The sequence below is a fragment of the Methylibium sp. genome, from assembly GCF_013817365.1.
In the GTDB taxonomy this organism is placed as follows: domain Bacteria; phylum Pseudomonadota; class Gammaproteobacteria; order Burkholderiales; family Burkholderiaceae_C; genus Methylibium.
This window is the reverse complement of sequence record NZ_JACDCU010000333.1, coordinates 1-4609: the sequence shown is the minus strand read 5'-3', so window position 1 is coordinate 4609 and position 4609 is coordinate 1. Positions and strand designations below refer to the sequence as shown.

Genomic DNA, 4609 nt, shown 5'->3' with positions numbered 1-4609 from the left:
AGCGCGTCCTAGTGTTCGCGCATCGCCTCGCAAACTGGAGTCGACCATGCCACGCTACCTCGTCGAACGTACCTTCTGCGCCTCCGCTCGCGCAGGGGCGGCCACTGACGGCCGCGCCGCGGATCACTGCGACGAAGTGATCCGCGCCAATTCGCGCGAAGGCGTGACCTGGATTCACTCGTTCGTGACGCCGGACCGTTGCCGCAGCTTCTGCATCGTCGACTCTCCGTCGCCTGAGGCGATCCGCGTCGCTGCGCAGGCCACCGCCCTGCCGGTCGACCGCATCACCGAGGTGCGGGTCTTCGATCCGTACTTCCTCTGATCGGGCGTTACCCATCAACGGAGGTCACATGAGATCTGTCATTCTGAAAAGTCAATGCGCATTCGCGGCGGCGGTCGTCGCAACACTCTGCCTGTCGGGCGCCATCGGCTCGGCTCGCGCCGACACCGTGCTGGATTGGAACGCGACCGCTGCCGCGCTGCCGATTGCTGTGCCGCCCGTCCATGCGGGTGTCATGGCGGCGATGCACGGCGCGGTACACGATGCGATCAACTCGATCGAGCCGCACTACGAAACGTATCGCTTCCCGGTCGAGGCTCCCGCAGGAGCCTCGAAAGACGCCGCTGTGGCGACCGCCGCGCACGTTGTTCTCGCCGCGCTCGTGCCGTCGCAGAAGGCCGCGCTGGACACCGCACTCGCCCAGTCGCTGGCGAAGATCAGCGACGAGCGCTGGAAAGCGGACGGCATCGTGGTCGGCAAGACCGTGGCCGAGCGCATGCTGGCCTGGCGCGCCAAGGACAACTTCGACACGAAGGCCGAGGACAAGCCGGGCACCGGGGTCGGCGAGTGGCAGCGAACGCCGCCTGGACTCGCGCCGGGTGCGCTGCCGCAGCTGGGCGGCGTCACACCCTTCATGCTCAAGTCGGTCGATCAGTTCGCCGCGAAGGGGAGGCCCGCGCTGACGAGCGGGGAGTTCGCACGTGATCTGGACGAGATCAAGCGCCTGGGCGGTCGCCACAGCACCGAACGCACGGCCGATCAGACTGCCGCGGCGCTCTTCTGGTCTGGCAATGAGATCCCACAGTTAAACGCTGTCGCGCGCGCCATGTCCCAGGTGAGGAGGCTCTCGATGCACGAGAACGCCCGTCTTTTTGCGCTGACGCACATGGCTGCCGCCGACGCGTTGATCGCCTCTTTCAGGATCAAGTACCTGGAGAATGCGTGGCGTCCGATCACGGCGATCCGGGCTGGCTACGGCAGCGTTGCTCCCGACCCGAACTGGGAATCGCTGCTCATCACTCCGCCCCACCCGGACTATCCCTCCGCCCACTGCATCGCCACGGGCGCCGTCGCGCAGGTGTTGCGCGAGCTCTTCGGCAGCGACGAGGTGAAGTTCAGCTACGTGTTCCCGCCAGGTCTTGGGATGATGCGCAGCTACTCGAGCCTCGCGCAGATCGAGAAGGAGATGGAGGACGCACGAGCGTTTGCTGGCATCCACTTTCGCAGCACCAACGAGCATTCCACCGAGCTCGGCCGCAGAGTGGGCGCGTATGCAGTCGCGAACCATCTGCGACCCAAGACGACGTCGCGCGCTAGCCCCTGAGCGCCAACCGCTCAGCTAACATGCGCTGCTACGATGGGCGCGGCAGAGGTTGCCGATGCCCGCTGCCGGGGCCGGGGCCGGGGCCGAACCATGACGCTTCTCAAGCGCGATGGCGTGCTCGCGCAGCTTTATGCGCGATGGTTGAAGGCGCGCGAAGGACCGGGCCAGTTGGTCTTCGTCGAAGGCGAAGCTGGCATCGGCAAGACCACCGTGCTACGAGCCTTCGCCGCGTCGATGCCTGCAGACACGCCGGTGTACTGGGGTGCCTGCGAGGCCATGGCGACGCCACGGCCGCTCGGCGCGCTCGACGACATCGCCATCGACTCGGGCGGCAAGCTGGCCATCCCGCACGACGGCAGCGGCGAGCGGCATCGCCTGTTCGTCGCGTTCGTCGACTTGCTCGCCGAACGACCGGCACTGGCCGTTCTCGAAGATGTCCATTGGGCCGACGAGGCGACGCTCGACCTGCTGCGCTATGCAGGCCGGCGTATCGCCCGCACTCGTTCGCTCCTCGTCGCGAGCTTTCGCAACGACGAGGTCGTTCCGGCACATCCGCTGCGCGCTGTTCTCGGCGATCTGGCAACTGCCGGAGCGCCGCGGCTGGCGCCACAGCCGCTCTCCCTGGCAGCGGTGCGGTCGCTTTCGGCCGGAACCGGCGTCGATGCAACGGCCTTGCACGAGCAGACCGCAGGCAATCCGTTCTTCGTGACCGAGGTGCTCGCGGCAACGGCGAACGATGTCAAAGGCGTTCCCACCACCGTTCGGGACGCGGTGCTGGCGCGCGCCGGACGCCTGTCACCCTCGGCCCGCGCCGTGCTCGACGCGGTCGCGGTGGCCGGGCCGCGCGCCGAGACCTGGTTGCTGCGCGAGTTGACGGCCGCCGAGAGCGGGTCGATCGACGAGTGCCTGACGACCGGCGTGCTGCGCACCGACGGGGCGGCATTTGCGTTCCGCCACGAGCTGGCGCGGCAGGCGGTGTTGCAGGCGATGGCGCCGACGCGAGCGATCGGCTTGCACCGTCTCGTGCTGCAGGCGCTTTTGCTGAGCGGCGCGACGCGGATCGCCGCCCGGCTGGTGCTGCACGCGGAAGCTGCCGGCGACATGGCCGCGTTGCGACACTGGGCGCCGGTTGCGGCGCGGGAAGCGGCGGTACACGGCGCGCACCGACAGGCCGCCGCGCACTGGGCCCGCGCACTCGAACATTGCGAGCCTAGTGCCGAGCGCGCCGCGCTGCTCGACGCGTCAGCCGAAGACGTGCATATGAGCATAGGCCTCGACGAATCGATAGCCGTGCGAAGCGAAGCAGCGCGGCTGTGGTGCGAGCACGGGCGGCCGGACAACGCAGCGGTGTCGCTAGCGCGGCAGTCGCTCATATTCCTGTACGCCGCGCGCAACCCCGACGCAGCGGCGGCATTGCGCGAGGCTCGCTCGCTCGTCGTCGACCAACCCGGGTCGCATGCGGCGCGCGTGGTGCGCAGCTGCGCCGCGTCGCTTTGCCAGTACGAACGCGAATCCGACAAGGCGATTGCGCTTGCGTCGACGGTGCTCGACCAGGCCGAGCGTGAGGGCGACAAAGCCGAGATGGCGATGTGCTTGAAGACCATCGGCCGCTCGCAGGTCGATTTGGCCCGGGTCGACGAGGGCATGGCGACACTCGAACGTGCACTCGCACTGGCGCTGGGTGCCAACGAAGATAGGCTCGCCAGCCAGATTTTCGCCAGCCTTGGGGCGGGTTGCGTCGACGCGTTGAGGCTCGCGGAGGCCGAGACGTGGCTGCGCAAGGGAATCGACTTTTGCACCGAACGCGACCTCCACGCGACGCGGTTGTGGCAGACGGCGTGGCTCGCCCGCGCACTGCTGGAGCAGTCGCGCTGGGACGAGGCCGCGGCCGCCTCACATACGGTGATCGCCGAGCCCAAAGCGACGGTGATCGCACGAATCGCGGCGCTCGTCGCTCTTGGCCGGCTGCGCGCGCGGCGCGGCGATCCCGGCGTCTGGAGCGCGCTGGACGAAGCGCGCGATCTGGCGACGGGTGCCGGGCCCGACCGCTTTCATGTCGCGCGGGTTGAGGCCGCATGGCTGGAAGGACGTGATCGCGACGCGGCACGCGACGCTGCAGGCCACCTTCCGCTGGCAGTTGCGTCGCGACGGATCAACTTGGCCGCGCAACTGGTGTTGTGGTGCCGGCTCGGCGGCCACGAGGCGACGCCGATCCCCGACTTTTGCGCGGAGCACCCGTTCGCGCTCGAAGCCGCCGGCCGCTGGCAGGATGCGGCTGATGCGTGGCGCTCGATTGGCTGCCCGTTCGAGACGGCACGCGCGTTGGCACAAGGCGACGAGCCGGCGAAACGCGAAGCCCTCGCCATGTTCGAGGCGCTGGGCGCGAGGCCGATGGTTGAGCGCGTCCGTCAGCGCTTGCGCGAGGCGGGCGTGCGCGGCCTGCCGCGAGGCGCGCGGCGTTCGACGCGCGAACATCCCGTTGGCCTGACCGACAAGGAAGTGGCGGTGCTCGAACTGCTCGCGGCGGGGCTGCGTAACAAGGAGATTGCGTTGCCTGCACCGGTCGGCGCGCACCGTCGAACATCACCTCGCAGCGATCTTCGTCAAGCTCGGCGTGGCGACGCGTGCCGAGGCGGTGAGTGCGGCCTATCGATTGGGCGTCGTCGCGGCGAATGCGGCGAGCGCCTGAACCGGCTCGCCGGACCCGCGCTGGCTCGAGCGCGCGCAGCCCGCGCCTCGCGGTCGGCGCTGAACGCCGGCCTTGGCTCACTCACTCGGTCATCGCGAAGCGGGAGATCCGCTCCGACGTGCCACCAATGACCTGTCCTGGCAACAGCAGTCACTCGGCGGCCATCTGAAAGCACAGCAGCCAGTCTGTACTAGGGCGTGTTAACACTACTTGATTCGAGCATGCATGATGCGAGAAAATTCATGCATGGAGATCACGCAAGCCCAATTCGAGCAGATCGAACATTGCCTTCCCACGCAGCGTGGCAACGTCAGTC

At 68.3% G+C, this 4609-nt stretch carries 3 protein-coding genes; all 3 read left to right on the top strand.

The genetic code is table 11. The annotated features are described in order from the left end of the window. On the top strand, positions 1 to 322 hold a 322-nt coding region (locus tag H0W38_RS16990), incomplete at its 5' end, for a nickel-binding protein (protein WP_292456233.1). A 127-nt stretch (positions 323 to 449) separates the two neighbouring features. Beyond that, on the top strand, positions 450 to 1604 hold the full coding sequence (locus tag H0W38_RS16985) for a vanadium-dependent haloperoxidase (RefSeq protein WP_292456232.1): 1155 nt from the start codon (positions 450 to 452) through the stop codon (positions 1602 to 1604). Between the two features lie 90 nt (positions 1605 to 1694). Then, positions 1695 to 4424, top strand: a complete 2730-nt coding sequence (locus tag H0W38_RS16980) for an AAA family ATPase (protein WP_292456230.1) — start codon at positions 1695 to 1697, stop codon at positions 4422 to 4424. Positions 4425 to 4609 lie beyond the last annotated feature (185 nt).

What these genes read in the sequence shown, in the direction of transcription:
- H0W38_RS16980 (WP_292456230.1), top strand. Translation starts at nt 1,695, where the DNA reads ATGACGCTTCTCAAGCGCGATGGCGTGCTCGCGCAGCTTTATGCGCGA.